Annotated in this window: 26 protein-coding genes and 1 riboswitch; of the genes, 21 read left to right on the top strand and 5 right to left on the bottom strand. The window is 73.3% G+C overall.

Annotated elements, in window-relative coordinates:
- Nucleotides 1-78 precede the first annotated feature (78 nt).
- Both AB0J21_RS23330 and AB0J21_RS23325 read left to right on the top strand, forming a co-directional pair.
- Complete coding sequence (locus AB0J21_RS23330) at nucleotides 79-447, top strand: barstar family protein (protein WP_363148018.1); 369 nt, start codon at nucleotides 79-81, stop codon at nucleotides 445-447.
- 173 nt (nucleotides 448-620) lie between these two features.
- A complete protein-coding gene (locus AB0J21_RS23325) occupies nucleotides 621-2,063 on the top strand; it encodes a GuaB1 family IMP dehydrogenase-related protein (protein WP_363148017.1) in 1,443 nt (480 codons plus the stop codon).
- Nucleotides 2,064-2,109: 46 nt separating this feature from the next.
- Here the strand turns inward: AB0J21_RS23325 and AB0J21_RS23320 are convergent, their stop codons facing one another.
- Nucleotides 2,110-2,517 carry an ATP-binding protein gene (locus AB0J21_RS23320; protein WP_363148016.1) on the bottom strand — a complete coding sequence of 136 codons (408 nt, stop codon included), beginning with the start codon at nucleotides 2,515-2,517 and terminating at the stop codon, nucleotides 2,110-2,112.
- Nucleotides 2,518-3,112: 595 nt separating this feature from the next.
- Here AB0J21_RS23320 and AB0J21_RS23315 point away from each other — a divergent pair.
- From AB0J21_RS23315 to AB0J21_RS23295, 5 genes are all read left to right on the top strand, one after another.
- Nucleotides 3,113-4,552: an amino acid permease gene (locus tag AB0J21_RS23315; RefSeq protein WP_363148015.1), complete on the top strand. Its 1,440-nt coding sequence runs from the start codon at nucleotides 3,113-3,115 to the stop codon at nucleotides 4,550-4,552.
- Between the two features lie 11 nt (nucleotides 4,553-4,563).
- Entirely contained in the window at nucleotides 4,564-5,004 is a 441-nt protein-coding gene (locus AB0J21_RS23310) for an Lrp/AsnC family transcriptional regulator (protein ID WP_363148183.1), read from the top strand.
- A gap of 87 nt (nucleotides 5,005-5,091) precedes the next feature.
- A complete protein-coding gene (locus AB0J21_RS23305) occupies nucleotides 5,092-6,036 on the top strand; it encodes a peptidoglycan recognition protein (protein ID WP_363148014.1) in 945 nt (314 codons plus the stop codon).
- Between the two features lie 81 nt (nucleotides 6,037-6,117).
- Nucleotides 6,118-6,924, top strand: a complete 807-nt coding sequence (locus AB0J21_RS23300; protein WP_363148013.1) for a carbon-nitrogen hydrolase family protein — start codon at nucleotides 6,118-6,120, stop codon at nucleotides 6,922-6,924.
- A gap of 50 nt (nucleotides 6,925-6,974) precedes the next feature.
- The gene (locus tag AB0J21_RS23295) at nucleotides 6,975-8,666 is read left to right on the top strand and encodes an NAD(P)/FAD-dependent oxidoreductase (protein ID WP_363148012.1); all 1,692 of its coding nucleotides are present in this window, start codon (nucleotides 6,975-6,977) and stop codon (nucleotides 8,664-8,666) included.
- Here AB0J21_RS23295 and AB0J21_RS23290 read toward each other — a convergent pair.
- A complete protein-coding gene (locus AB0J21_RS23290; RefSeq protein ID WP_363148011.1) occupies nucleotides 8,627-9,415 on the bottom strand; it encodes a DUF5995 family protein in 789 nt (262 codons plus the stop codon). The two genes, AB0J21_RS23295 and AB0J21_RS23290, sit on opposite strands and share 40 nt — an antisense overlap.
- 113 nt (nucleotides 9,416-9,528) lie before the next feature.
- Entirely contained in the window at nucleotides 9,529-10,929 is a 1,401-nt protein-coding gene (locus AB0J21_RS23285) for a solute carrier family 23 protein (RefSeq protein ID WP_363148010.1), read from the bottom strand.
- A gap of 319 nt (nucleotides 10,930-11,248) precedes the next feature.
- Between AB0J21_RS23285 and AB0J21_RS23280 the strand changes: the two genes are divergently transcribed.
- A complete protein-coding gene (locus tag AB0J21_RS23280; protein WP_363148009.1) occupies nucleotides 11,249-11,737 on the top strand; it encodes a hotdog domain-containing protein in 489 nt (162 codons plus the stop codon).
- A gap of 55 nt (nucleotides 11,738-11,792) precedes the next feature.
- On the opposite strand, the gene AB0J21_RS23275 is transcribed toward AB0J21_RS23280, so the two are convergent.
- Nucleotides 11,793-12,731, bottom strand: coding sequence for a chlorophyllase (locus AB0J21_RS23275; protein WP_363148008.1), 939 nt, complete (start codon nucleotides 12,729-12,731; stop codon nucleotides 11,793-11,795).
- 164 nt (nucleotides 12,732-12,895) lie between these two features.
- Between AB0J21_RS23275 and AB0J21_RS23270 the strand changes: the two genes are divergently transcribed.
- A complete protein-coding gene (locus AB0J21_RS23270; protein ID WP_363148007.1) occupies nucleotides 12,896-13,303 on the top strand; it encodes a MerR family transcriptional regulator in 408 nt (135 codons plus the stop codon).
- A 51-nt stretch (nucleotides 13,304-13,354) separates the two neighbouring features.
- Here the strand turns inward: AB0J21_RS23270 and AB0J21_RS23265 are convergent, their stop codons facing one another.
- Complete coding sequence (locus AB0J21_RS23265) at nucleotides 13,355-14,578, bottom strand: MFS transporter (protein ID WP_363148006.1); 1,224 nt, start codon at nucleotides 14,576-14,578, stop codon at nucleotides 13,355-13,357.
- Nucleotides 14,579-14,692: 114 nt separating this feature from the next.
- Between AB0J21_RS23265 and AB0J21_RS23260 the strand changes: the two genes are divergently transcribed.
- The 12 genes from AB0J21_RS23260 (at nucleotide 14,693) to AB0J21_RS23205 (ending at nucleotide 26,521) form a co-directional block, all read left to right on the top strand.
- Complete coding sequence (locus AB0J21_RS23260) at nucleotides 14,693-15,874, top strand: ROK family transcriptional regulator (RefSeq protein ID WP_363148005.1); 1,182 nt, start codon at nucleotides 14,693-14,695, stop codon at nucleotides 15,872-15,874.
- Between the two features lie 91 nt (nucleotides 15,875-15,965).
- Nucleotides 15,966-17,297: a GAF domain-containing SpoIIE family protein phosphatase gene (locus AB0J21_RS23255; RefSeq protein ID WP_363148004.1), complete on the top strand. Its 1,332-nt coding sequence runs from the start codon at nucleotides 15,966-15,968 to the stop codon at nucleotides 17,295-17,297.
- 83 nt (nucleotides 17,298-17,380) lie between these two features.
- Nucleotides 17,381-17,511, top strand: a riboswitch (FMN riboswitch).
- A 143-nt stretch (nucleotides 17,512-17,654) separates the two neighbouring features.
- Nucleotides 17,655-18,749, top strand: a complete 1,095-nt coding sequence (gene ribD / locus AB0J21_RS23250) for a bifunctional diaminohydroxyphosphoribosylaminopyrimidine deaminase/5-amino-6-(5-phosphoribosylamino)uracil reductase RibD (protein ID WP_363148003.1) — start codon at nucleotides 17,655-17,657, stop codon at nucleotides 18,747-18,749.
- Nucleotides 18,750-19,376 (top strand): riboflavin synthase, encoded by a 627-nt coding sequence (locus tag AB0J21_RS23245; RefSeq protein ID WP_363148002.1) that lies wholly within the window; start codon nucleotides 18,750-18,752, stop codon nucleotides 19,374-19,376.
- Nucleotides 19,373-20,026, top strand: coding sequence for a nicotinamide mononucleotide transporter family protein (locus tag AB0J21_RS23240; RefSeq protein WP_363148001.1), 654 nt, complete (start codon nucleotides 19,373-19,375; stop codon nucleotides 20,024-20,026). Before AB0J21_RS23245 ends, AB0J21_RS23240 begins: the two co-directional genes overlap by 4 nt.
- Nucleotides 20,023-21,324, top strand: a complete 1,302-nt coding sequence (locus AB0J21_RS23235; RefSeq protein ID WP_363148000.1) for a bifunctional 3,4-dihydroxy-2-butanone-4-phosphate synthase/GTP cyclohydrolase II — start codon at nucleotides 20,023-20,025, stop codon at nucleotides 21,322-21,324. The genes AB0J21_RS23240 and AB0J21_RS23235 overlap by 4 nt, the downstream gene beginning before the upstream one ends.
- A gap of 61 nt (nucleotides 21,325-21,385) precedes the next feature.
- Complete coding sequence (ribH, locus tag AB0J21_RS23230; RefSeq protein WP_363147999.1) at nucleotides 21,386-21,871, top strand: 6,7-dimethyl-8-ribityllumazine synthase; 486 nt, start codon at nucleotides 21,386-21,388, stop codon at nucleotides 21,869-21,871.
- Nucleotides 21,872-22,003: 132 nt separating this feature from the next.
- Nucleotides 22,004-22,276: a phosphoribosyl-ATP diphosphatase gene (locus AB0J21_RS23225; protein WP_363147998.1), complete on the top strand. Its 273-nt coding sequence runs from the start codon at nucleotides 22,004-22,006 to the stop codon at nucleotides 22,274-22,276.
- Nucleotides 22,277-22,423: 147 nt separating this feature from the next.
- A complete protein-coding gene (hisG, locus tag AB0J21_RS23220; protein ID WP_363147997.1) occupies nucleotides 22,424-23,281 on the top strand; it encodes an ATP phosphoribosyltransferase in 858 nt (285 codons plus the stop codon).
- A gap of 26 nt (nucleotides 23,282-23,307) precedes the next feature.
- Nucleotides 23,308-23,775 carry a PH domain-containing protein gene (locus tag AB0J21_RS23215; RefSeq protein ID WP_363147996.1) on the top strand — a complete coding sequence of 156 codons (468 nt, stop codon included), beginning with the start codon at nucleotides 23,308-23,310 and terminating at the stop codon, nucleotides 23,773-23,775.
- 281 nt (nucleotides 23,776-24,056) lie between these two features.
- Nucleotides 24,057-25,409: a hemolysin family protein gene (locus AB0J21_RS23210; protein WP_363147995.1), complete on the top strand. Its 1,353-nt coding sequence runs from the start codon at nucleotides 24,057-24,059 to the stop codon at nucleotides 25,407-25,409.
- Nucleotides 25,406-26,521 carry a hemolysin family protein gene (locus AB0J21_RS23205; RefSeq protein ID WP_363147994.1) on the top strand — a complete coding sequence of 372 codons (1,116 nt, stop codon included), beginning with the start codon at nucleotides 25,406-25,408 and terminating at the stop codon, nucleotides 26,519-26,521. Before AB0J21_RS23210 ends, AB0J21_RS23205 begins: the two co-directional genes overlap by 4 nt.
- The last annotated feature ends 52 nt before the right edge of the window (nucleotides 26,522-26,573 follow it).

The raw sequence follows: 26,573 nt of genomic DNA, 5'->3' as shown, positions 1-26,573 counted from the left end.
CGCACCTCGGACCCGCCGTACCGCGTCTGCCGTTCCCCGTATCCGTACGCCCGTGCCGGTGTTCGCCGAGGAGTCCCGATGACAGAGATGACGCAGCCGAGCGGGTGGGCCGGTGCGCTGGCGGCGGCGCGGGCGGACGGCTGGGACACCGTGGAGATCGACCTGTCGGGGGTGCGCGACAAGCCGGGCTTCCTCACGGCCTGCGCCGGGGCCCTGCGCCTGCCCGACTGGTTCGGCCACAACTGGGACGCGCTCGCCGACTGCCTGCGCGACCTCTCGTGGTCCCCTCCCGCACGCGGGCGTGTCCTCGTCCTCACCCACTGGCAGCCGTACGCGCACGCCGCGCCGGGGCAGTGGGCGACGGCCCAGGAGATCCTGGGCGAGGCGGTGGCCCACTGGCGGGGCGGCGACACCCCCCTGTCCGTCCTGCTGTCCCTCGGGGACTGACCAGGTCCGGGCGTCCCCGACCGCGCTTGGACGATCCGCCGATCCGGCGGACCCGGGCTCTGGACGATCATCCCGTGGCCTGCGAGGGGAGGGGGATGGGAAGATGAAGTACGTGCCTTTTTCCCTCGGTCCACCGGCCAGGGATCACCTCGAACACCCTGGGATGTGCGCACGTGCGTTTCCTCAATGACCTCCAGCCGCCTTACGACCTGACGTACGACGACGTCTTCATGGTCCCGCGCCACTCGTCCGTCGGTTCACGACAGGCGGTGGACCTCAGCTCCCCGGACGGGACAGGGACCACCATTCCCCTCGTGGTGGCCAACATGACCGCCATCGCCGGTCGCCGCATGGCCGAGACCGTGGCCCGGCGCGGCGGGATCACCGTCCTCCCGCAGGACATCCCGATCGAGGTCGTCGCCGAGGTCACGTCCTGGGTCAAGCAGCGCCACCTCGTGCTCGACACCCCGATCGTGCTCAGCCCGCACCAGACCGTCGGTGACGCGCTGTCCCTGCTGCCCAAGCGGGCCCACAACGCCGGGGTCGTCGTCGACGAGGCGATGCGCCCGATCGGCGTCGTCACCGACCGGGACCTCTCGGACGTGGACCGCTTCACCCAGCTCTCCGAGGTCATGTCCCGCGACCTCGTGCTGCTCGACGCGGAGATCGCCCCGCGCGACGCCTTCAACCGTCTCGACGGCGCGAACCGGCGCTACGCCCCGGCCGTCGACCGCGAGGGCCGCCTCGCCGGCATCCTGACCCGCACCGGTGCCCTGCGCGCCACGCTCTACCAGCCCGCCACCGACGAGGCGGGCAGGCTGCGGGTCGCCGCCGCCGTCGGCATCAACGGGGACGTCGCCGGGAAGGCCGAGCAGCTCCTCGACGCCGGAGTGGACACCCTCGTCGTCGACACCGCGCACGGCCACCAGGAGTCGATGATCTCCGCGCTCAAGGCCGTCCGCGCCCTCGACCCCCAGGTCCCCGTCGTCGCGGGCAACATCGTGGCGGCCGAGGGGGTGCGCGACCTGATCGCGGCGGGCGCCGACATCATCAAGGTCGGCGTCGGCCCCGGCGCCATGTGCACGACCCGGATGGCGACCGGCGTGGGCCGCCCCCAGTTCTCCGCCGTCCTCGAATGCGCCGCGGAGGCACGCAAGTTCGGCAAGCACGTGTGGGCCGACGGCGGGGTGCGCCACCCCCGTGACGTGGCCATGGCGCTCGCGGCGGGAGCCTCCAACGTCATGATCGGCTCGTGGTTCGCCGGGACCCACGAGTCCCCCGGGGACCTGCGGCAGGCCGCCGACGGCCGCCTCTACAAGGAGTCCTTCGGCATGGCCTCGGCGCGCGCCGTGCGCAACCGCACGGCCGAGGAGTCCGCCTACGACCGGGCCCGCAAGGCGCTGTTCGAGGAGGGCATCTCCACCTCCCGCATGTTCCTCGACCCCGCCCGTCCCGGAGTCGAGGACCTCATCGACTCGATCGTCGCCGGGGTCCGCTCCTCCTGCACCTACGCGGGAGCGCACAGCCTGGAGGAGTTCGCCGAGCGCGCCGTCGTCGGCGTGCAGAGCGCCGCCGGGTACGCCGAGGGCAAGCCGCTGCACGTCAGCTGGAGCTGAACCGGCCCTGAGCCGGGTCGCGGGTGTGCGGGAGTCGGCCCGGCGGTCACGGCCGCCGGGCCGGCTCCCCGCCCCGGTGCGGTGCCGTCCACCGCGCCTCGACCCGTTTGCCCTGCGGCAGCGCGACGACGAGGACGTGGTGGGCGAGTCGGTGCACGAGGTGCCAGCCGAATCCGCCGCCGCCCGCCAGGTCGGGAGCGCGGCCGACCGGCGGATCGCTGCTGGAGTCCTCCACCCCGACTCGCAGTTCGCCCAGATGCGCCCACAGGGACAGCCGCCAGGGGCCGCGCGTGTGCCGCGCCGCGTTCGCCACGAGCTCGGCGACGACCAGGACGACGGCCTCGGCGTCCGCCCACGGGCACACGTGTGCGACGAAACGGGAGGCCGCGTCCCTGGCCGCCGCGCTCGTGGCCGCCGGTCCCTCCAGGACGAGACTCTGCGGGATGCGCGGCATCAGCCTCGTGCTCCGCAGCCGACCGTCATACCCGTACTGCCCTTCGTCGTTCCCGGATCCCGTCGCCCTCCCGGCCCCCTGTGCGGCCACCCGGTACCCGACCGCGGCCGGACGCGCCGCGGTTTCCTACGGCGGCCGGCCGGTCCACGCGCCCGGGCGCGGGCAAGTCCACCTGGGCGGGTACCCAGGAGAGGCCCGTTTACGCCTGGGCCCCGGACCGTTCCGCCCGTCCGGGGGACGGCCCGGGGCGGAAGCCGGACGGCCGACGCCGATGGCGGGCCCCGCCGCTCCCGGCGGCGTCTGGTACCAGGGCACCGTCACCGGCGTCCTGCGCATCACCGCCGGCTGAGCCGGCCGGGGCCCCGGACCGGGAAATGGTTGGTTTCCGCAGGTGGGGGTAGCCGAGGCGGCGCGGCGGGTGCGTCCCGCAGAGGCGGTCGCCGCCTCGGACCCCCGGGGCGGACCGGGGCGCCGGGGCGCAGCGACCGGGGGAGTGAGCGGGTCGGCCTGCCGGAAGGCGGTCCCGCGCTGCCTTACGGTCGTGCCGACCCCTCGCCCCGCCGCCGTCCCCTCCCCGCCACCACAGGAGCCCAGAGTGCCGAGAACAGGACTGCCGCAACGGTCCGCGCTGACCCGACGCAAACCGGTCGACCGGCTGGTCGCCGAGGGCGGTGAGGGCGAGGGCGGGAGCCTGCGGCGCTCCCTGGGGCTGTGGCAGCTCACCATGATCAGCATCGGCGCGACCCTAGGCACCGGCATCTTCGTCGTCCTCGGCGAGGCCGTGCCGAAGGCCGGCCCCGCCGTCATCGTGTCCTTCCTGCTGGCCGGGGTCACCGCCCTGTTCTCCGCGCTGTCCTACGCGGAACTGGCCGGCGCGATCCCCGTCGCCGGCTCCTCGTACTCCTACGCCTACGCGACCCTCGGCGAGTTCGTCGCCTGGGTGTGCGGCTGGTGCCTCGTGCTGGAGTACGGGGTCTCGGTCGCCGCCGTGGCCGTGGGCTGGGGGCAGTACGTCAACGAGTTCCTGGACGGCACGATCGGGGTGACGCTCCCCGAGGTGATCTCGGCCCCGCCGGGGCAGGGCGGCGTGGTGAACGTGCCCGCCCTCGCCGTCGTCCTGCTCGCCCTGGTCTTCCTGCTCGGCGGCGCCAAGGAGTCGGCCCGCGCCAACACCATCATGGTGTGCGTCAAGATCGCCGCGCTGCTGCTGTTCTGCGTGATCGGCTTCCTGGGGCTGCGCGCCGCGAACTACGCCGACTTCGCCCCGTACGGCGTGAGCGGGATCAGCGCGGCCGGGGCCACCCTGTTCTTCTCGTACATCGGCTTCGACGCGGCCTCGACGGCCGGGGAGGAGGCGACCGACGCGCAGCGCGACCTGCCGCGCGCCATCATGCTCTCGCTCGGGATCGTCACCGCGCTGTACGTCCTGGTCGCGGTCGTCGCCGTCGGCGCCAGACCGTGGCGCGAGTTCGAGGGCTCCGAGGCGGCGCTCGCCGGGATCACGCGGGAGGTCACCGGACAGAACGTGTGGCCGGTGCTGCTCTCGCTCGGCGCCGTCGTCGCCATCGCGAGCGTGGTCCTGACCGTCCTGTACGGACAGACCCGGGTGATCTTCGCGATGTCCCGCGACGGGCTGGTCCCGCCGGTGTTCTCCCGCGTCCACGCGGCCAGCGGCACCCCGCGCGCCAACACCCTCCTGGTCGTGCTGTTCTGCGGGGTGCTCGCCGCGGTCGTCCCGCTCGGCAACCTCGCCGACGCGACGAGCATCGGGACGCTGTTCGCCTTCGCCCTCGTCAACGTGGCCGTCATCGTCCTGCGCCGCATCAGGCCCGGAATGCACCGCAGCTTCCGGGTCCCGCTCTTCCCGGTGCTGCCCGTGCTCGGTTTCGGTTTCTGCGTGTGGCTCATGTTCAGTCTCTCCACCGTGACCTGGGTGGTCTTCGCCTGCTGGATGCTGCTGGGCCTCGTGGTCTACTTCGGATACGGCGTGCGGCACTCCCGCCTGGCCGCCGACCCACGTCCCTCGGAGAAGTGAACCCTTCCGCCGTGCTCGACGAACTCGACGAACGCATCGTCCGCGTCCTCGCCCAGGACGCCCGCCGCTCCTACGCCGACATCGGCCAGCGCGTGGGCCTGTCCGCGCCCGCCGTGAAGCGGCGCGTGGACCGGCTGCGCGCGAGCGGGGCGATCAGGGGCTTCACCGTGCGGGTGGACCCCGCCGTCCTCGGCTGGCGCACCGAAGGGCTCATCGAGCTGTACTGCCGCCGCCAGACCTCCCCGGAGGCCATCCGGCGCGGACTGGAGCGGTACCCGGAGGTCGTCTCCGCGTCGACCGTCACCGGCGAGGCGGACGCCGTGGTCCAGGTGTTCACCGCCGACATGCGCCACTTCGAACAGGTCCTGGAGCGGATCGCCGGGGAGCCGTTCGTGGAGCGGACCAAGTCCGTGCTGGTGCTCTCCCCGCTGCTGCGGCGCTTCGACCCGTAGCCCGTAGCCCGTAGCCCGCGGTCCCGGACCTCCGTCCGGAGCAATCCAACCGGCGGGGCGGCACGAGAGCCCTCACGCTGGACAAAGATGAGAGTCGCGCGAGGTTCCGACGGACGCCGGCGCCCCCTTGCCTGGGCGGCCACCGGCGCCGGAGGCGCGGCCGCGGCCACCCTGCTGGCGCTGGCCCTCGCGGGCGCCCCGCCCTTCGGCGCCGACCCGGGGGCGCGCTCCCGGCCGCCGAGCGCCCCGGCCAGCCCGCCCTCCCCGGCCGACGCGCTCAAACCGCCCATCGTGACCCGTGAGCAGTGGGGCGCCGACCCGCACCTGCTCGACCAGAAGCCGCACTACGCGGACTCCGTGCACGCCGTGGTCATCCACCACACCGACAACCCCAACGGCTACGACTGCGCGGACAGCCCCCATCTCGTGCGCGAGATCTACCAGGCCCACGCAGTCGCCAAGGGCTGGGGCGACATCGGCTACAACTTCCTCGTCGACAAGTGCGGCACGATCTTCGAGGGGCGGCTGGGCGGCGTGGACCGCGCGGTGATCGGGGCGCACACCGTCGGCCTCAACACGGGAACGACCGGGATCGCCGCGATCGGCACGTACACGGCGGGGGTGCCCGTGCCGAAGCCGCTGCGCGAGTCCGTGGAGAAGCTCATCGCCTGGAAACTCGGGCTCACCGCGATCGATCCCGCCACCCGCACCCAGCTCGTCTCCACGAACAGCAACAGCCGGTTCCCGAAGGACACCGCCGTCAACGTGCCGACCGTCCTCGGCCACATCGAGGCGTACGAGACCGACTGCCCCGGCGAGGCGCTCATGCGGCTGCTGCCCACCTTCCGCAAGGACGCCGCCCACCTGCAGAGCGAGGCGAAGGTGCTCGCCCAGGGGGACGGCGCGCGGCCCGGTCACCGCAAGGGGCCAGGACAGCAGAGCCCACCGACCGCCCCCGCGCGGCCCGAGACCAGCGAGGACGCAACAGATCACCGCATCGGCCCCGGTACCCGCAACGATTCGCCGGTCTGAGGCGCACGTTCGCGTCTTGTCGCGCTCCAGGCCGCGGCCGTACGGTCTGGGTGTTCCCGTCCGCTTCGTCCGAGGTCAGCCATGTCCGCACCCCCGTTCCGCCTCGCCCTGCTCCAGAGCTCCGGTCACCCGGGCGAACCGGAGAAGAACCTCGCCGAGCTGAACGAGGCCGCAGCCCGCGCCGCCGGGGCGGGGGCCCGCGTCCTGGTCACCCCCGAGATGTTCCTGACCGGCTACGCCCTCGGCGAGCGCACCGCCGCGTACGCGGTGACCGGGCGGGAGGCCGCAGAGCGCCTCGGCGCGCTCGCCCGGCGCCACTCCATCGCTCTCGTCTGCGGATACCCCGAACGCGCGGGGGAGCGGGTGCACAACTCCGCGCTGCTGGTCGGCGCCGACGGTGCCGAACTGGCCGGCTACCGCAAGACCCACCTGTACGGCGACTTCGAACGCGCCGTGTTCACCCCGGGAGCGGAGACGGTCGTCCAGGCCACGATCGACGGACTGCGGGTGGGCCTCCTGATCTGCTACGACGTCGAGTTCCCCGAGAACGTCCGCGCCCACGCCCTCGCCGGGACCGACCTGCTCCTGGTGCCCACCGCACAGATGCACCCCTACGCGTTCGTGGCCCGCTCGGTGGTCCCGGTCCGCGCCTTCGAGAGCCAGCTGTACATCGCGTACGTCAACCGCACCGGCCAGGAAGGGGAGTTCGACTTCGTCGGACTGAGCTGCCTGGCCGGGCCCGAGGGCGGCGACCTCGTCCGGGGCACCGCGGAGCAGGCGCTGCTGTTCGGCGAGGCCGACCCGGCCGCCCTCGCGGACTCCCGCGCCCGCAACCCCTACCTCGCCGACCGCCGGGCCGACCTCTACGGCGCCCCCGGCCGCGCCTGAAGCACACCGAAACCCGCGCCCCAGCCCCGCAGTCCCAGGAGTACCCGCACATGACGTCCACGGTGCCCACCGCCGTCCCGCACGCCGAGGCGCAGCCGCCCATCACGATGTTCGGGCCCGACTTCCCGTACGCCTACGACGACTTCCTCGCCCACCCGGCGGGGCTCGGCCAGGTGCCCGCCACCGAGCACGGCACCGAGGTCGCCGTCATCGGCGGCGGGCTCTCCGGCCTGGTGACCGCGTACGAACTCATGAAGATGGGCCTCAAGCCGGTCGTGTACGAGGCCGACCAGCTCGGCGGGCGGCTGCGCACCGTCGGCTTCGAGGGCTGCGAGCCGGGGCTGACCGCCGAACTCGGCGCGATGCGCTTCCCGCCCTCCTCGACGGCGCTCCAGCACTACATCGACCTCGTCGGCCTCGACACCGCCCCCTTCCCCAACCCGCTGTCCCCGGCGACCCCTTCGACGGTCGTGGACCTCAAGGGCGTGCCGCACTACGCCCGGACCATCGACGACCTGCCTCAGGTCTACCGCGACGTCGCCGAGGCCTGGCGGCGCTGCCTTGAGGAGGGCGCCGAGTTCTCCGCCATGAACACGGCGCTGCGCACCCGCGACGTCCCCGCGATCCGGGAGATCTGGTCCCGGCTGGTGGAGCGACTGGACGACCAGACCTTCTACGGGTTCCTGTGCCAGTCCGAGGCATTCTCCTCCTTCCGGCACCGGGAGATCTTCGGGCAGGTCGGGTTCGGCACGGGCGGCTGGGACACGGACTTCCCCAACTCGATCCTGGAGATCCTGCGCGTCGTCTACACGGAGGCGGACGACCACCACCGCGGCATCGTCGGCGGCAGCCAGCAACTCCCGCTGCGGCTGTGGGAACACGCCCCCGACAAGCTCCTGCACTGGCCGCGCGGCACCTCGCTGTCCTCCCTCCACCAAGGGGAGCCCCGCCCCGCCGTGACCCGGCTGCACCGCACCGCCGGCAACCGCGTCACCGTGACCGACGCCGACGGAAAGCTGCGCACCTACAGGGCCGCCGTGTTCACCGCCCAGTCCTGGATGCTGCTGTCCAAGATCGCCTGCGACGACGCGCTCTTCCCGATCGACCACTGGACGGCCATCGAGCGCACCCACTACATGGAGTCCAGCAAGCTGTTCGTGCCCGTGGACCGGCCGTTCTGGCTCGACACGGACGAGGAGACCGGCCGCGACGTCATGTCGATGACGCTCACCGACCGGATGACGCGCGGCACCTATCTGCTGGACAACGGCCCCGGCCGGCCCGCCGTCATCTGCCTCTCCTACACGTGGTGCGACGACAGCCTCAAGTGGCTCCCGCTGTCCGCCGAGGAGCGCATGGAGGTCATGCTCAACTCGCTGCGCGAGATCTATCCGAAGGTCGACATCCGGCGCCACCTCATCGGCAGTCCGGTGACGGTGTCCTGGGAGGACGAGCCGTACTTCATGGGGGCCTTCAAGGCCAACCTGCCGGGCCACTACCGGTACCAGCGGCGGCTGTTCACCCACTTCGTGCAGGACACCCTGCCCGAGGACCGGCGCGGGCTCTTCCTCGCCGGGGACGACATCTCGTGGACGGCCGGCTGGGCCGAGGGCGCGGTCCAGACCGCGCTGAACGCCGTATGGGGCGTCATGCACCACCTCGGCGGGGCCTGCGACCCCGCCAACCCGGGACCGGGCGACCGCTACGAGGAGATCGCCCCCGTCGCGCTGCCCGAGGACTGAGCACCGGGGACGGGAGCGGCAGCGGCGGCGGCAGCCCCGGTGAGGCGCGCCGCTCCGGGGGAGAACGGGGTGAGCAGCATCCGCCCGACCAGGCCGACCCCGGCGTCGAGCCGCTCCCGCACCTCCTCGGCGATCAGCGGCAGCCCGCGCAGCGCCCACAGGGCCCTCGCCGTCGCCCAGGCCGCGTCCCGGGCCCGCTCCAGACTCCAGGAACCGGCCAGGTGGGTCAGTGGATCGGCCAGCTCCAGCAGGTCGGGGCCCGGCATGAGCTCGTCCCTGACGCGCTCCTCCAGGGCCGTCAGCAGATCGCCGACCCGGTCGAACTCGTCCCGCAGCTCCGGTGGTTCGCAGCCCAGCGCATGACAGGCGTCCACGACGGCCAGGGCCAGATCGTGACCGATGTGCGCGTTGACGCCGCACAGCGCGAACTGGAGCGGCCGTACCCCGGGATGGTTCCTGGAGTGGAACAGCGGCCGCCAGCAGGCCGGGGGCCGGCGCCCCGACTCGTATGCCTCGACCGCCGTGACATAGCGCTCGGCGAAGCACACGTCGAGCACCGTCGCGGCGCGCGCGTCGGGGAACGCTCCCCGCTCCACCAGGCGCCCCACCTCCTCGGTCACCGTCAGGTAGACCCGGTGGAAGACGGCCACCCCGTCGGCGGGCGGCCAGTGCGCACCGAGCGCGCGCATCCGCGCCAGGACGCCCTCGATCCCGTCCGGGACGCGCGGGAACTGCTCGGATCGCTCCATGACAGCAGCGTTCCAGCCCCGGCCGGGTCCGCGGGCCGCCGTGCCGGAGACTTCCCCACAACGAGGGACACCGGCTCCACGGCGAGCGAGCGAGTGAACGGGCCGACCGGCCGCTACCGCCCCTTGTCCTCCTGGCCGGTGGAGGCCGAGTCGTACGTGGAGGTGCCGGCGTCGAGCAGCGGCTCCTGCGTCTTGAGGTGCGCCGGGGCCATCGCGCGCAGCGCGTGGTAGCCGGTGATCACGACGAGCGTGCCCAGCGCGATCCCGCTCAGCTCGAAGTTGTCGGAGAACTTCAGGGAGACGCCGCCGACCCCGATGATGATGCCGGCGGCGGTCGGCACGAGGTTGAGGGGATTGCGCAGATCGACCTTGGCCCCGAGCCAGATCTGCGCGCCGAGCAGGCCGATCATGCCGTAGAGGATGACCGTGATGCCGCCGAGCACCCCGCCAGGGACGGCCGCCACGACGGCGCCGAACTTCGGGCACAGCCCGAACAGCAGGGCGAAACCGGCGGCGGCCCAGTAGGCGGCCGTCGAGTAGACCCGGGTCGCCGCCATGACCCCGATGTTCTCGGAGTAGGTCGTGTTGGGGGGACCGCCGACCGCCGTGGACAGCATCGAGCCGACGCCGTCCGCCGAGATCGCGGTGCCCAGCTTCCCGTCGAGGTTCTCGCCGGTCATCTCGCCGACCGCCTTGACGTGCCCGGCGTTCTCCGCGACGAGCGCGATCACGACGGGCAGCGCGACCAGGATCGCCGACCAGTGGAAGGCGGGCCCGTGGAAGGAGGGCAGCCCGACCCACTCGGCCCTGCCCACCCCGGACAGGTCCAGACGCCAGTGGTCGACGGCCTCGGCCCCGCCGTTGACCGAGTGGATGCGCCCGAAGACCCGGTCGAAGAGCCAGGAGACGGCGTAGCCGAAGACCAGGCCCAGGAAGATCGCGATACGCGACCAGAAACCGCGCAGACACACCACCGCGAGCCCGGTGAACAGCATCGTCAGCAGCGCCACCCACTGGTCCTGCGGCCAGTACGTGGACGCGGTGACCGGGGCCAGGTTGAAGCCGATCAGCATGACGACCGCGCCCGTCACCACGGGCGGCATCGCGGCGTGGATGATCCGCGCCCCGAACTTCTGCACCGCGAGGCCGATCGCGAACAGCACGGCGCCCACCACGAGCACCGCGCCGGTCACCGTCGCGCTGGAGCCGCCCTGGGCGCGGATCACGGCCGCGACCCCCACGAACGACAGGGAGCAGCCCAGGTAGCTGGGCACCCGGCCGCGCGTCGCGAGCAGGAAGATCGCGGTGGAGACACCCGACATCATGATCGCGAGGTTCGGGTCGAGGCCCATGAGCACCGGGGCCACGAAGGAGGCCCCGAACATCGCCACGACGTGCTGCGCGCCCAGGCCCACGGTGCGCGGCCAGCTCAGCCGCTCGTCCGGGCGCACCACGGCGCCGGGGGCCGGTGTGCGTCCGTCGCCGTGCAGTTTCCAGCGCACGCCGAGGTCCATGAGCTCCGCTCCCGTTCTCCGGGGGCCCGCTCGACGGTGCCCGCACGGATGTTCCCCGTTGATGGATTCCGGCACATGTTAGTGGTGTGTAAGGGCTGGTCCTCGCCAGGAGCCGCGGACGCACCGGTCACGCGGGGTCATGCGGGTCCGCCCGGGCCGGGTGCGCCGGCCGGCCCGGGCGGGCCCGGCCCGGCCAGGACCGCGGGGGCACCGCGAAGTCGACCGTCCCTGTCCCGTGCGCCGAACCCGCTGGTCAGGTGCCCCGTTCTCGCGCCTACGATGAAGTGTTCGATCCTTGCAGCCCAGGAGCCCCGAGACCATGACCGCGCAAGCCCCCGCCCCCGACACCGCCGCGCCGACGTACGGCGTGCTCGTCCCCTCCCACGTGCACTTCGACGACCTCGACGCGCTCGGGCTGCTGCACAACGGCCGTTACCCGGTGCTCGTCGAACGGGCCTGGTCGGCCTACTGGCAGGCGCTGGGCTGGAGCTACCGGGGGAACTGGGCCGAGGCTGAGGACGCGTGCAACGCGGTGCGCGAGTTCACCATCGGCTACGAGCGGCCCGTGACGCTCAGTGGCGACTACGCCGTCCACCTGTGGCTGGAAAGGCTCGGTACCACCGGCCTCACCTACGGCTTCCGGTACTGCTCCGCCGACGGCGCGGTCACCCACGCGCGGGGCCGCCGGGTCCTGGTCCGGCTCGACCCCGACACGCTGCGGCCCACCCCCTGGAGCGAGCGGTTCCGCAAGGAGGCCGGGCAGCTGTTGCCCGTTGAGGGGGAGACGGGACCGGGCTCAGCCGCGTGACGCGTGTCCTCCCGGCGGGCGGGCTCCGTCGGCCGGGGGCCGTCACCTGAAGCCGTCACCTGCATTCGAGCCGGCCGAGCGGGTGGGCCCGCTCGCCGAGGGCCCTGCGCGCCGCCGTCCAGCCGGAACCGTCGATGCCGAGCGCGTGGCGGAGGTAGGCCAGGGTGACCTGCTGGACGAGGGCGACCCGGCCGGGGTGCTCGTCGGTGGTCTCCCGGGCCTCGTAGCCGGCGATGCCGCCGAGGGAGTGCTCCGCTCCGAAGAGGGTCAGCAGGCTTTCCGCGCCGGGGCTCAGGTGGTACGGGTCGGCCATCCACTCCGGTCCCCGAACGCTCAGCGGAGAGTCGTCCCGGTCCCCGACGACGACGAGCGCCGGCGTGGTCAGGTGCGTGAAGTCCGGGTTCATGAAGGGGAAGTGCTCGGCGGCGAACGGGGTCAGGTCGTCCCCGCCGCGTCCCGCCGTGGCGAGCAGGACGCCTGCCCGGACCCGCGGGTCGGACAGGTCCTCCCGCTTTCCGGTCACCGGGTCCACCACACGCAGCCCCAGGAGATTGCCGGCCGTCTGCCCGCCGAAGGAGTGTCCGGCCGCCGCCACTCGGCTCCGGTCCAGACGGCCGCCGAGGCCGGGCACCGCGGCCTCCAGTACGTCGAGGCGGTCGAGGACCCGCTTCATGTCCTCGACGCGCGAGCGCCAGACCCCCGGGGTGCGCGGGTCGTCCTGCGGGAGCCCCACCGTCCTGGAGTCCAGGTGCGTGGGCTGGACCACCACGAAGCCGTGGGCGGCCCAGTAGTCGGCCAGGGGACCGTAGCCCTCCAGTGACGAGCCGAAGCCGTGGGCGAGAAGGACGATCGGCAGATCGCCTCCGGTCACCGGAGCGGACACGCGCAACCGCAGGTCCTGCCCCCGTCCCGGCGCGGGCAGCGAGAGAGGCTTCACCGAGACGACGGGCACGGGGGCGGGGACGCCGGTCGACGCGGGGTCGGTGATGGTCATGCGGGCACTTCCTTCTGCTTGCCGAACGCCGCTGCCGGCTGAACGTCTCTTCTGGCGGCCGGGACCGGGACGGGATCCGTCGCGGGGCCGCACGAGTTACGCTAAAACCTGACGCTGACGTCAGAGGCAAGCGCTGTGGCCCGGCTCACGGAGGAGACGGCAGGATGCGGATCGGCGAACTCGCCACCAGGGCGCAGGTCAGCGTGCGGGCGCTGCGGTACTACGAGGAGCAGGGGCTGCTCACCTCGGAACGCAGCCCCAGCGGCCAGCGGCACTACCCGCTCGGCGCGGTCGACCGCGTCCGGCTGATCCAGCAGCTGTACGCCGCCGGGCTGTCGAGCAGGGCGATCGTCGAGCTGCTGCCGTGCGTCGTCGAGGGCAGGGCCACCCCGGAGCTGCTGGCCCGGCTGGCGGTGGAACGGGACCGCATCGACGGCCGGGTCGCCGAACTGACCGGCGCACGCGACCGGCTCGACTCCGTCATCAACGGCGCCACCACCAACCTGCGCACGGGCCGGTCCTGCGGCGAGGGGACCGCCGCGAAGGACGCGGCGCCACCGGACGCTCGCTAGGGCCTGTCTTCAAACTGGCGCCGCGCGGCAGGCGGCAGTTTGAAGACAGGCTCAGTTCTTCGGGCCCCCCGCAGACCGCAGCACACCGGCGCCCACCGTCAGGCCGAAGGTCAGCACCGTGACCAGGCCGAAGGACACCACCAGGCTGGTCGCGTCGGCGAGCGTGCCGATCGCGGAGGGGGCCACGAGCCCCGAGGTGTAGGTGATGGTCGCGACGCCCGCGATGGCCTGGCTCGGGTTCGGGCCACTGCGGCCGGCCGCGGCGAAGGACAACGGGACCACCACGGCGATCCCCAGGCCCAGGAGCCCGAATCCCGCCATCGCCACCACCGGATGCGGGGCGAACACCACCAGCAGACCGCCGGCCGTCGCCATCAGACCGCCGACCCGGACGGTGCGCAGGGCCCCGAACCGGTTGACCAGCCCGTCCCCGGCGAACCGGGCGATCGCCATCGTCGCCGTGAACGCCGTCGTCGAGGCGGCCGCGACACCCGCCGAGGTGCCCAGGTCCCCGTGCAGGTACACGGCCGACCAGTCCAGACTCGCCCCCTCGGCGAACACCGCGCAGAAACCGACCAGGCCGATCAGCAGCGCCGAGCGTGGCGGCAGCGCGAACCGGGGCGGGGCCTCCTCGTCCTCCGTGCTGCGCAGGTCCAGGACCCAGTGGCACGCGACCAGGCCGATCGCGGTGAGGGCCACCGCCGTCAGGACATGGTGCAGGCGCGCGTCGGAGCCCAGATGCGCGGCCAGGGTGCCCGCCGCCGAGCCGATGAGGGCTCCCGTGCTCCACATCCCGTGCAGCCCGGACATGATCGACCGCCCGAGCCGGCTCTCCGTCTCCACGCCCAGCGCGTTCATCGCCACGTCGGACATCCCCGACGAGGCCCCGTACACGAACAGCGCGGCGCACAGCACCAGCAGGTTCGGGGCGAGGGAGGGGAGGACGAGCGCCGCCGTCCACAGCGCGAGCAGCAGTCGCAGCGCCGTGCGCGAGCCCAGGCGGTGACTGATCCGGCCCGCGAGCGGCATCGCGAGCGCCGCCCCCAGCGCCGGGAAGGCCAGCGCGAGCCCCAGCTGACCCGCGCCGACGTGCGCGTGGTCCTGGATCCACGGCACGCGCGTCGCGAAGGAACCCGTCACGCTGCCGTGTACGCAGAAGACCGCCGCTATCGCGTACCGGCCCTTGCGTACCCGTGCCGACGGCGGCCCAGCCGCGGTCGGTCCCGTCGCCGGGGTGACCGTCTCCGCCGTGCTCGGCCTGCTCGACTCTTCCATTCCCCGCTCCCGCCCCTGAGCGCGCCCGATGCGCGCCGCCGTAAACTATCAGGAAGCCTGCCTGATAGCTCGGGCTTATCCTGCGGGCCCAGGACGCCACGGGAAGGGGCCGCGTTGCCCGCATCACCGAGTACCGCCCGCGCCATCAACGACCGCCTCGCACTGCGACTGCTCCAAGAACAGGGGCCCCTCACCGCGAGCCGGCTCAAGCAGCTCACCGGGCTGTCCCGGCCCAGCGTCGCCGACCTCGTGGAACGCCTCCAGGCCGCCGGCCTGATCGCCGTCGTGGGGGAGTCCGGGGCCAGCAGGCGCGGACCCAACGCGCGGGTCTACGGCATCGTCGCCGACCGGGCCCACCTCGCCGGACTCGACGTCCGCACCCACAGCGTCTCCGTCGTCCTGAGCGATCTGCTCGGGACGACGCTCGCCGAGGCGTCCGCGCCCGTCGACCCCCGCGCCCCGGACAGCCCCGGCACCGGTGCCACCGTCGAGAGGGCCGTCGCCCTCCTGGAGGACACCGCCCGCAGAGCCGGGGCCAAGGAACTGCACAGCATCGGCATCGGCGCGCCCGGGCTGGTCGACCCGGTCAGCGGCGAGCTGCGGGGGCACACCGGCCTGCCCGCGTGGCACCGCGCCCTGGTCGCCACCCTGCGGGAGCGGCTGCCGGCCCGCGTCCTGGTGGAGAACGAGACCAACCTGGCCGCCGTCGCGGAACAGCGTGCGGGCGCGGCACGCGACCGGGACACCTTCGTCCTGCTGTGGCTGGGCGCCGGGGCCGGCGCCGCCGTCGTCCTCGACGGGGCGCTGCGCAGGGGAGCCTCCGGCGGCACCGGCGAGATCGGTTTCCTGCCCGTACCGGGGACCGGGGCGCTGCCCGCCGCAGACAACTGCGAGGGTGGCTTCCACTCGCTCGCCGCCGCCGAGGCCGTCGCCGCCCTGGCCGCCGCGCACGGGATCCGGGCCCGGCCCGGACCGCACGAACCCGCGGCGGCCGCGGCGGTCGGAGCCGCCGTGCGGACGGGCGCGGGGGTCTTCCTCGACGCTCTCGCCGACCGGGTCGTGCTCGGCGCGGCCTCCGCCGTCGCCGTACTCGACCCGGGCTGCGTCGTGCTCGGCGGGGAGATCGGCCGGGCCGGAGGCCCCGCGCTCGCCGCCCGGGTCGAGGAGCGCCTCACCAGGATGACCCCGCTGCCGACCGAGGTGCGGGCCGCCGCCCTCGGCGGTACGGCGGTCCTGCGCGGCGCCCTCCTGCTGGCCCTCGACGCCGCGCAGGAGGCGGTCTTCGGCGGAGCGTGATCCGTAGCGCGACTCCCGGCTCGGGCCTGCACCGGAGTAGGCTCCGTGGTTTGCCGGGTTTCGGACAAAGCTGCGAGGAGGTGTCAGGGCGGTGGCGGGTGAGACCGATTTCCCCGCGGGGGTGCGGCAGGACGGACTTCCGGCGGCGCTGTCGGACGCCGCGCGCCTGAGCGCCGTCGCCGCGACCGGCCTGCTGGACACCGGGCCCGAGGAGGTCTTCGACGACCTGGCCTCGCTGGCGGCCCGGGTGACGGGATCGGGCCGGGCGTTCGTCACCCTGGTCGACGCCGACCGCTCCTTCTGGAAGTCCTGCGTCGGCGTGGACGTCGTCGCCCTCGACGACCGGCAGAACCCGGTACGGGAGAGCTTCTGCTACTTCCTGGTCGGCCTGGGCGGAGAGCGGTTCGTCGTCGAGGACGCGGCCACCGATCCACGGACCCGCACCCACCCCTCGGTGGGGCCGATGAAGATCGGCGCCTGGGCCGGCTATCCGTTGCTGTCCCCCGACGGCCAGGTGCTCGGTAGTTTCTGCGTCATCGACGAGTCCCCCCGCACCTGGTCGGAGGCGGATCTGACGACGCTGGCCACCCTCACCCGCTCGGTGTCCGCCGAGATACACCTGCGCCAGACCCTGGACGCCTCCCGCAGGGCCCACAAGGTCTCCGCCGACCTCGCCCACAGCCTCCAGCAGGGCCTGCTGCCTCCCGCGCTGCGTCCGGTACCCGGCCTGGAGACCGCCGCCTCCTACCTTCCGGCCTCCGTCAGCGGCAGGACGGACGTCGAGGTCGGCGGCGACTTCTACGACCTCTTCCAGCTCCGCGGCCCCTACTACGGGGCCGTGATGGGAGACGTGTGCGGCAAGGGCGTGCCGGCGGCGCAGGTGACCTCGATGGCCCGCTACACCGTGCGGGCCGACGCGGGCCAGACACTGTCCCCCGCCGCCGTCCTGGACCGCCTCAACACCGCGATGCTCGACCAGCGGGCGTCCCGCTTCCTCACCGCCGCGTACACCACCTTCCGCCTCACCCGGACCGGCCTGTCCGGGCGCATCGCGCTGGGCGGACACCCGCCGGCCCTGGTGCGCCGCGCCGACGGACGGGTTCAGCAACTCGGCCGCAACGGCAGCCTGCTGGGCGTGCTCGGCACGGTCCGGCTCACCGACGTGCGCTACCGCCTGGCGCCCGGGGACCTTCTCCTGCTCTACACGGACGGGGCCTTCGAGGGCCGTCCCCGGCCCGGGGCCTCCGGCGCCGCCGAACCCGTCTCCAGCGAGGCCGGACTCGCTGCCTCGCTCTTTGCCACCGCCGGACTGGACGCCGCCGCCACCGTCGGGGAACTCGCCCGCGCGCTGGCCGCCCGCCACGGCGGCTGGTCCAGCGACGACATCGCCCTCCTCGCCCTGCGCGTGCCTCCGGAGAAGTAATCCCCTCCTGCCTGTGAGTCATCCCACGAACGCGGCCTCTGTACGAACGCGTGTGGCGTGGCACACTGGACGCGTAAAAACAGCAGCGCACTCCGGGGTCGGTGTAATTCCGAACCGGCGGTAACAGTCCGCGACCCGTCCACCACCAGTGGGCGGTTGACCAGGTGGAATTCCTGGACCGACGGTGAAAGTCCGGATGGGAGGCAGTGCGCGGCGGGCCGTACATGTACGTGCCGCCGAGGTCGTTTCCTGCCCAGGGACCGACCGCGTCCGGCCGTTGTGCGTGTGCTCAAGCCCGTTTTCACTGTCGTCATCGACAGGCCCCGGAGTCCGTGCCCGAAGAGGCAGGAGACACCGGTGGCAACCGCAGCCGAAACAGCCGCCATGCGGCAGGCGATCGCCCTCGCCGCGCGCGGGCTCGGCTTCACCAGTCCCAACCCCGTCGTCGGCTGCGTCCTGCTCGACGCCTCCGGGCGGATCGTGGGAACCGGCCACCACCAGCGCGCCGGCGGACCGCACGCCGAGATCCACGCCCTGCGCGCCGCGGGCGATCGGGCCCGGGGCGCCACCGCTCTCGTCACCCTCGAACCCTGCAATCACACCGGCCGCACCGGCCCCTGCGCGCAGGCGCTCGTCGAGGCCGGGGTGCGCCGCGTCGTGTACGCCGTCGCCGACCCGAACCCGCAGGCCACCGGCGGGGCCCAGACCCTGCGCGCGGCCGGCGTCGAGACCGAGGCGGGCCTCCTCGAAGCCGAGGCCGCCGAGGTCAACGCGCCCTGGCTCACCTCGGTACGGCTGCGCCGCCCGCACCTGACCTGGAAGTACGCCGCGACCCTCGACGGCCGTACCGCCGCGGCCGACGGAAGCAGCCGCTGGATCTCCTCCGCCGAGGCCCGCGCCGACGTGCACCGGCTGCGCGCCGAGGCCGACGCCGTCCTCGTCGGCTCCGGCACCGCCCGCGCCGACGACCCGCACCTCGCCGTACGCGGTGTCGAGGGCGCCCGCCAGCCGCTGCGCGTCGTCCTCGACACCGAGGGCACCGCCGTACGCCCCGGCGCCCGGGTCCTCGACGGGGCGGCGCCCACCCTGATCGCCGTCGCCGAGGACGCCCCCGACCCCGGCACCGGCGCCGAACTCCTGCGACTGCCGCGCGCCGGACACGGCGGGCTCGACCTGAGCGCCCTGCTCGCCGCCCTGCACGCCCGCGAGGTGCGCGGCGTGCTGGTCGAGGGCGGGGCGGGGCTCGCCGGGGCGCTCGTCGCAGCCGGACTCCTCGACCGTGTCGTCGGCTATCTCGCCCCCGCCCTGCTCGGCGCCGGGCCCGCCGCCCTGGAGGGCGCCGGAATCTCCACCGTCACCGAGGCGTTGCGGCTCGACATGACCGAGGCCGTGCGCATCGGACCCGATCTGCGCGTCACCGCCGTCCCCACCACTGCCCAGAAGGAGCACTGAGTGTTCACCGGAATCGTCGAAGAACTGGGTGAGGTCACCGCCGTCGAGAACCTCGGCGACGCCTCCCGCTTCCGGCTGCGCGGACCCGTCGTCACCGAGGGGGCACGGCACGGGGACTCCATCGCCGTCAACGGGGTGTGTCTGACCGTCGTCGAGCAGGAGGGCGAGGAGTTCACCGCCGACGTCATGGCCGAGACCCTGAAGCGCTCCAGCCTCGGCGCGCTCGCCCCCGGCTCCCGCGTCAACCTCGAACGCCCCACGGCGGTCGGCGGGCGCCTGGGCGGTCACATCGTCCAGGGGCACGTCGACGGCACCGGCACCGTCCTGCGCCGCGAACCCTCCGAGCACTGGGAGATCGTCACCGTTTCCCTGCCCGGGGAACTGTCCCGCTACGTCGTCGAGAAGGGCTCCGTCACCGTCGACGGGGTGAGCCTGACCGTGGTCGACGCGGCCGCGGACCACTTCACCATCAGCCTCATCCCGACGACGCTCGGCCTCACCACCCTCGGCCACAAGCAGCCGGGCGACCCCGTCAACCTGGAGGTCGACGTGATCGCCAAGTACGTCGAGCGGATGCTGACGGCCGGGGTCGTGCCGACGTCCGGGGACAGCGGGGGCGCGCGATGAACGGCACCGTCGACTGGCTCAACTCGGAGGCCTTCACCGTCTTCGGGCAGCACGTCATCTGGTCCGACATGGCGGGGAACACGATCGGCCTGATCGCCCTGGCCCTCGGCTGGCGGCGCTCGGTGTGGACCTGGCCCGCCCAGTTCCTGTCCGGGCTCGTCCTCGTCGCCGCCTACCTCTCCGCGCACCTCAGCGGCGGGGTCGGCAAACAGCTCCTCGTCATCGTCGTCGCCCTGTGGGGCTGGCGGCAGTGGACCGGCGGGGGGCGGCGGCAGGCCCAGGACGGCTCGGTCGCCGTGCGCTTCGCGAGCTGGACGGAGCGCGGGGTGCTCGCCGCCGGCACCGCGGTCGGCACCCTCGCCCTCGGCGGCCTGTTCGCCGCCGTGCCGAGCCTGTCGTGGAACCCCTGGCCGGACGCGTACATCTTCGTCGGCACCCTCGCCGCGATGGTCGCCCAGGCACGCGGCCTCGTGGAGTTCTGGTTCGCGTGGCTGCTCGTCGACATCGTCGGCGTCCCGCTCGCCTTCCACAGCGGCCTGGCCTTCTCCGGCCTCGTCTACGTGATCTATCTCGCGCTCGTCCTGTGGGGCCTGCGCGACTGGTGGCTGCGCTCCCGCGCGACCGTCGCCCTGGAAGGAGCCCCGGCATGACCGCACCGTCTCCCTGGACCGCACCGGACGAGTCGCTCGCCCTGGACCCCGTCGCGCAGGCCGTCGCCGACATCGCCGCCGGCCGGCCCGTCGTCGTCGTGGACGACGAGGACCGCGAGAACGAGGGCGACCTCGTCATCGCCGCCGAGAAGGCCACCCCCGAGATCGTCGCCTTCATGATGAGCGAGTGCCGCGGGCTGATCTGCGCGCCCATGGAGGGACCGGTCCTGGACCGGCTCGAACTGCCGCAGATGGTCAGCCGCAACACCGAGTCGATGGGCACCGCCTTCACCGTCTCCGTCGACGCGACCGGCGCCCACGGCGTGACCACCGGCATCTCCGCCGCCGACCGCGCCACCACCCTCCGGCTCCTCGCCGAACCGGGCAGCGCGGCGGGCGACTTCGTGCGGCCCGGCCACGTCTTCCCGCTGCGCGCCCGCCCCGGCGGGGTGCTCGTCCGCCCCGGCCACACCGAGGCGGCCGTCGACCTCGCCCGGCTGGCCGGACTGCGCCCGGCAGGGGCGATCGTGGAGATCGCCGGCGAGGACGGCGTCATGCTGCGGCTGCCCGAACTCGTGCCCTTCGCCCGCAAGCACGGACTGACGATCATCTCGATCGAGGACCTCATCGCCTACCGGCGCAGCGCCGAGCCGGCCGGATCCGCCGCCGAACCCGCCGTCCGGCGCGAGGCGCGGGTGCGGCTGCCCACCGAGCACGGCGAGTTCACCGCCTACGGCTACCGCTCCACCGCCGACGGCGTCGAGCACGTCGCCCTCGTCCACGGGGACCTCGGCGACGGGGAGAACGTCCTGGTCCGGGTCCACTCCGAATGCCTGACCGGGGACGCCTTCGGCTCGCTGCGCTGCGACTGCGGGCCCCAACTGGCCGCCTCCATGCGCCGGATCACCGAGGAGGGCCGGGGCATCGTGGTCTACCTGCGCGGCCACGAGGGACGCGGCATCGGGCTGCTGTCCAAGCTGCGCGCCTACGAACTCCAGGAACGCGGCCGGGACACGCTCGACGCCAACCTCGAACTCGGCCTGCCCGCCGACGCCCGGGACTACGGCGCGAGCGCCCGCATCCTCGACGACCTCGGGGTGCGCTCGCTGCGGCTGCTCACCAACAACCCCGACAAGTCCGAGGCCCTCGCCGGGCACGGACTGACCGTCCTCGCCCGCGAGCCCATGCCCGTGCAGGCCGGGGAGTACAACCTGCGCTACCTGCGGACCAAACGCGACCGGATGGGCCACGAGCTGCCCTGGCTCGACGCCGCCCCGGCCACGTGCGGCGAGCAGTGAGCGCCGGGCCCCCGGCCTTCCACCCCTTCCATCCCGACACCCACACACCGAGGAGCAGCGCGTGAGCGGAAAAGGCGCACCCGAGCTGAACGTCAAGAACTGCGGGGACCTCCGGGTCGCCGTGATCGCCGCCCAGTGGCACGAGAAGATCATGACGGGCCTCACCGACGGCGCCCTGCGCGCCCTCGACGAGCTGGGCATCAGCGAGCCCACCCTGCTGCGGGTCCCCGGCAGCTTCGAACTGCCCGTGGCCGCCAAGGCGATGGCCGCGCGCGGCTACGACGCCGTGGTCGCCCTCGGCGTCGTCGTGCGGGGCGGCACCCCGCACTTCGACTACGTGTGTCAGGGGGTCACGCAGGGCCTCACCCAGGTCGCCGTCGAGACCGGCGTCCCGGTCGGCTTCGGCGTGCTCACGGTGGACGACGAGGAGCAGGCCCTCGACCGGGCCGGGCTGCCCGGCTCGCACGAGGACAAGGGCCACGAGGCGGTCACCGCCGCCGTCGCGACCGCCACCGTGCTGCGCGGCGTCGTCGAACCCTGGCGCTGAGCGCTGAGCGCTGAGCGGCGGGTGCCGGGCGGGCGCGCCGGCCGCCGCCCGTCCGCACCCTGTCCGCATCGTGAGCGGCGGCGGACCCGGCTTCGCGCCGGGCCCGCCCGGCCGCGTAAGGTGAAGAACACCATGTCCAAGAAGACGTTCGAGGAGCTGTTCACCGAGCTCCAGCAGAAGGCCGCCTCCGGCGACCCCGCCACCTCCCGCACCGCCGAGCTGGTCGACAAGGGCGTCCATGCCATCGGCAAGAAGGTCGTCGAGGAGGCCGCCGAGGTCTGGATGGCCGCCGAGCACGAGGGCAAGGCGGCCGCCGCCGAGGAGATCTCCCAACTCCTGTACCACGTACAGGTGATGATGGTCGCCACCGGCATCAGCCTCGACGACGTGTACGCGCATCTGTGACAGGCCGCATGCGCGTGCGTCCGTGATCCGGGCGCACACGCCGTGACCCGCTCGCGGGCCGCCCGGCCGTCCTCGCGCCCCGCACGCACCCTCCGGGCAACACCCCGTAATCCCCCCGTATCCCCTTTCGCAAAGGACCTCCCCGCCATGCTGCGCATCGCCGTGCCCAACAAGGGTTCCCTCTCCGGACCTGCGTCGGCGATGCTCCATGAGGCCGGTTACCAGCAGCGCAAGGAGTCCAAGGAACTGGTCCTGGTCGACCCGGAGAACGAGGTCGAGTTCTTCTACCTCCGCCCTCGCGACATCGCGATCTACGTGTCCTCCGGAAAGCTCGACATCGGCATCACCGGCCGCGACCTGCTGCTGGACTCCGGCGCCGACGCCGAGGAGATCCTGCCGCTCGGTTTCGCCCGCTCCACCTTCCGCTACGCGACCCGCCCCGGCACGGTGACGGACGCCCGCGCCCCCCAGGGCTTCGACGGCCTCACGGTCGCCACCTCGTACGAGGGGATCGTCGCCAAGCACCTGGCCGACGCCGGGGTCGACGCCTCCGTCGTGCACCTCGACGGAGCCGTGGAGACCGCGATCGAACTGGGCGTCGCCCAGGTGATCGCCGACGTCGTCGAGACCGGCACCTCGCTGCGCAACGCGGGCCTGGAGGTGGTCGGCGAGCCGATCCTCACCTCCGAGGCCGTCGTGATCCGCCGCACCGGCGCCGCCACCGACGACGAGCGGGTCCAGCGCTTCCTGCGGCGGCTCCAGGGCGTCCTGGTGGCCCGCTCCTACGTGATGATGGACTACGACTGCCGGGTCGAGCACCTGGAGGAGGCCGTCGCCCTCACGCCCGGCCTGGAGTCCCCGACCGTCTCGCCCCTGCACCACGAGGGCTGGGTCGCCGTCCGCGCCATGGTCCCCGCCAAGGAGGCCCAGCGGATCATGGACGACCTCTACGCCCTCGGTGCCCGCGCCATCCTCACCACGGCCATCCACGCCTGCCGGCTCTGACCCGCCGCCCACCGGAAGACCCGCCCATGACCACGCCCGCCCCCGCCCGGCAGCCCGCCCTTCCCGTGACTTTCCGGCCCACCCTGTCCCGGGTGATCCTGCTGGCCTCGGGGGTGGCGCTGTTCGTCGTCATCACGGCCGTCGCGCTGCTGCTCGAACAGCTCCACGGCGGTGAACGCGCCAGCTTCGTGGTGACCGCCGCGCTGCTGGCCGGGGTGCTGTTCCTGCTGGCCCGGCCCAAAGTGGTCGCGACCGAGAGCGGGATCACCGTCGTGAACCTCACCACACGGCGCTCCCTCGAATGGGCGCAGGTCCTCCAGGTCACCCTGCGCCCCGGCGACCCCTGGGTCTTCCTCAACCTGAGCGACGGCACGAGCCTGCCCGCGCTCGGCATCCAGCCCGGACTGGCCCGCAAACAGGCCCTCGTGGACGCCCGCGCCCTGCGCGACCTCGTCGAGGCACGCGGGGCCGGAGGCACCGCCGTACAGGACTGAACAGGACGGAACGGAAGCGGAGGACCCCGGCCGGCCCCGTAGGGGAAGTGATCGGGGACATCCCCGAGACCCGTTCGGGGAGGACTCGGGGCCGTCGCCCCTGACACTCCGCCCCCTTTCGTGATTAATCTGGTAGCGCGACACACGCCGAGTGTCGCCGCCCCCGCCCGGCCGCCCGGCCCGCGGGGGTCCCTTCGAACCGAGGAGTGAAACCCTCCGGCAATGGACGGATCGTCCGGTAGTACCTGCGCCGCCCCCCGACCCAGCACGGAGGCGGCGGTATGACCACCTCTCTGCTGCTCCTCGGGGCGGCATTCCTGCTCATCCTCGCCAACGGCTTCTTCGTGGCCGCCGAATTCGGCCTGGTCACCGTGGAGCGGCCGGAGGCCGAGCGCGCCGCCGCCGAGGGCGACCGCCGCGCCGCCACCGTCGCCCGGTCGCTCAGGGAGCTCTCCTTCCAGCTCTCCGGCACCCAGCTCGGCATCACCATCACCTCGCTCGTCGTCGGCATGCTCGCCGAACCGGCGCTCGCCGGACTGCTGGAGGGCCCGTTCACCGCGATCGGCGTGCCCGAGGCCGCCGCGCCCGGCGTCTGCGTCGTCCTCGGCATGCTGCTGGCCTCGGCCGTGCAGATGGTGATCGGCGAACTCGTCCCGAAGAACTGGGCGGTCGCCCGGCCACTCCAGGTCGCGCGCTTCGTCGCGGGGCCCCAGTACGCCTTCGCCCGCGTGCTGCGCCCGGTGATCTCCCTGCTCAACACGGTCGCCAACCGCCTCGTGCGCTCCCTGGGCGTCGAGCCCGCCGACGAGATGGCCTCCGCCCGCACCCCGGGCGAACTGGTCTCCCTCGCCCGGCACTCCGCCCGGGCCGGCGCCCTGGAACAGGACACGGCCGACCTCTTCGTGCGCACCCTCTCGCTCGGCGAACTGACCGCCCAGCACGTCATGACCCCGCGCGTGAAGGTCAGCAGTCTCCAGACCACGGCCACCGCCGAGGACGTCGTGAACCTCACGCGCGCCACCGGGCTCTCCCGCTTCCCCGTCTACCGCGAACGCATCGACGAGATCACCGGGACCGTCCACCTCAAGGACGCGCTCGCCGTGCCCCCGCACGAGCGGCTGCGCACCCCGGTGAGCCGCATCGCCCGCACCCCCCTGCTGGTGCCCGAGACGATGCCGGTGCGCCGCCTGCTCGCGCTGCTGCGCAGCCAGCAGCCCATGGGCGTCGTCATCGACGAGTACGGCGGCACCGCGGGCGTCGTCACCATCGAGGACATCGTCGAGGAGGTCGTCGGCGAGGTCCGCGACGAGCACGACGGGCAGGACGTCCCCGACCTCCTGCCCGCACCCGCCGACGAGGGCCGCCCCGCCTGGGAGGCCGACGGGAGCCTGCGCGTGGACCTGCTGCTGCGCATCGGCCTCGACGTCCCCGAAGGGCCCTACGAGACCGTCGCCGGCCTCGTCGCGGACCTGCTGGGCCGCATCCCGGCCCCCGGGGACCGCGCGGAGCTGCCCGGCTGGCGGCTCGACGTGCGTCAGGTGGGCCACTACCGGGCCGAACGGGTCCGGCTCGTCCGGCTCGACGGGGCCGCCGTGCGCGGCGCCGCCGCCCCGGTCCTGGAGGCCGCACGATGAGCGTCCTCCAACTCCTGCTCGCCGTCGTCCTGATCCTCGTCAACGGTTTCTTCGTCGGCGCCGAGTTCGCCCTCGTCTCCGTGCGGCGCAGCCAGATCGAACCGCTCGCCGCCGAGTCGGCGCGCGCCCGCCGCGTCCTGTACGGACTCGAACACCTGCCGCGCATGATGGCGGCGGCCCAGTTCGGCATCACCGTGTGCTCGCTGACCCTCGGCGCCGTCGCCGAACCGACCATCGCGCACCTGCTGGAACCGGTGTTCACGGCGATCCGGATGCCGCAGAGCGCCGTGCACCCGCTCGGTTACGTCATCGCCCTGGCCCTCGTGGTCTTCTGCCACCTCGTGATCGGCGAGATGGTCCCGAAGAACCTCGCGATGGCCGCCCCGGAGAAGACCGCCCTGTGGTTCAGCCCCGGCCTGGTGGCCTTCGCGCGGCTGTGCCGCCCGGTGACCTCCCTGCTGGGCGCCTGCGCGCGGCTCGTGCTGAAGCTGTTCCGGGTCGAGCCGAAGGACGAGGTGGAGGCCGTCTACACGAGCGACCAGCTCAGCCACCTCGTCGAGGACGCCGGACAGGCCGGACTCCTCGACGCGGAGGCCCAGGAACGGCTGGAGGACGCTCTGGAACTCGGCTCCCGCCCGGTCACCGACGTCCTGCTCGACCGCTCCCTGCTCGTCACCGTCGACCCGGCCGTCACCCCGCGCCGCATCGAGGAACTGACCGTGGAGACCGGCTACAGCCGCTTTCCCGTGCAGGGCGCGGGCGGGGCGTTCATGGGCTACCTGCACGTCAAGGACGTCCTGGACCTGGAGGAGGCCGACCGGGCGGTGCCGCAGCACCTGTGGCGCCGGATGACGACCCTGCGGGCCGAGCTGCCGCTCGACGACGCGCTGACCGTCATGCGGCGTGCGGCGACCCACCTCGCGCAGGTCGCCGACGCCTCCGGGCGGGTGCTCGGCCTCGTGACCCTGGAGGACGTGCTGGAACTCCTGGTCGGCGAGGTCAACGACCCCGCCCACCGCGCGGAGGACCCGGTCCCGGCCCCCGTCGTGATCCTCTCCGAGTCCCCGGCGGGCGGCCGTACCGGCTCGCAGGAACAGGCGCTGGCGGGCTGAGCCCGGCGAACCGGCCCCGGCACCCGGCCCCCGCGCGGGGGCCGGGTGCCGG

The sequence above is a fragment of the Streptomyces sp. NPDC049954 genome (assembly GCF_040656295.1).
GTDB lineage: Bacteria > Actinomycetota > Actinomycetes > Streptomycetales > Streptomycetaceae > Streptomyces.
The sequence above is the reverse complement of the archived record's forward strand: the minus strand, read 5'-3'. Positions and strand labels throughout refer to the sequence as shown.

Coding starts and splice junctions, on each gene's coding strand:
- AB0J21_RS23295 (WP_363148012.1), top strand. CDS start 6,975: ATGACGTCCACGGTGCCCACCGCCGTCCCGCACGCCGAGGCGCAGCCG.
- AB0J21_RS23290 (WP_363148011.1), bottom strand. CDS start 9,415: ATGGAGCGATCCGAGCAGTTCCCGCGCGTCCCGGACGGGATCGAGGGC.
- AB0J21_RS23265 (WP_363148006.1), bottom strand. CDS start 14,578: ATGGAAGAGTCGAGCAGGCCGAGCACGGCGGAGACGGTCACCCCGGCG.
- AB0J21_RS23235 (WP_363148000.1), top strand. CDS start 20,023: ATGACCGCACCGTCTCCCTGGACCGCACCGGACGAGTCGCTCGCCCTG.
- AB0J21_RS23275 (WP_363148008.1), bottom strand. CDS start 12,731: ATGACCATCACCGACCCCGCGTCGACCGGCGTCCCCGCCCCCGTGCCC.
- AB0J21_RS23285 (WP_363148010.1), bottom strand. CDS start 10,929: ATGGACCTCGGCGTGCGCTGGAAACTGCACGGCGACGGACGCACACCG.
- AB0J21_RS23320 (WP_363148016.1), bottom strand. CDS start 2,517: ATGCCGCGCATCCCGCAGAGTCTCGTCCTGGAGGGACCGGCGGCCACG.
- hisG (WP_363147997.1), top strand. CDS start 22,424: ATGCTGCGCATCGCCGTGCCCAACAAGGGTTCCCTCTCCGGACCTGCG.
- AB0J21_RS23330 (WP_363148018.1), top strand. CDS start 79: ATGACAGAGATGACGCAGCCGAGCGGGTGGGCCGGTGCGCTGGCGGCG.
- AB0J21_RS23225 (WP_363147998.1), top strand. CDS start 22,004: ATGTCCAAGAAGACGTTCGAGGAGCTGTTCACCGAGCTCCAGCAGAAG.
- AB0J21_RS23205 (WP_363147994.1), top strand. CDS start 25,406: ATGAGCGTCCTCCAACTCCTGCTCGCCGTCGTCCTGATCCTCGTCAAC.
- AB0J21_RS23305 (WP_363148014.1), top strand. CDS start 5,092: ATGAGAGTCGCGCGAGGTTCCGACGGACGCCGGCGCCCCCTTGCCTGG.
- AB0J21_RS23215 (WP_363147996.1), top strand. CDS start 23,308: ATGACCACGCCCGCCCCCGCCCGGCAGCCCGCCCTTCCCGTGACTTTC.
- AB0J21_RS23270 (WP_363148007.1), top strand. CDS start 12,896: ATGCGGATCGGCGAACTCGCCACCAGGGCGCAGGTCAGCGTGCGGGCG.
- AB0J21_RS23300 (WP_363148013.1), top strand. CDS start 6,118: ATGTCCGCACCCCCGTTCCGCCTCGCCCTGCTCCAGAGCTCCGGTCAC.
- AB0J21_RS23280 (WP_363148009.1), top strand. CDS start 11,249: ATGACCGCGCAAGCCCCCGCCCCCGACACCGCCGCGCCGACGTACGGC.
- AB0J21_RS23240 (WP_363148001.1), top strand. CDS start 19,373: ATGAACGGCACCGTCGACTGGCTCAACTCGGAGGCCTTCACCGTCTTC.
- AB0J21_RS23210 (WP_363147995.1), top strand. CDS start 24,057: ATGACCACCTCTCTGCTGCTCCTCGGGGCGGCATTCCTGCTCATCCTC.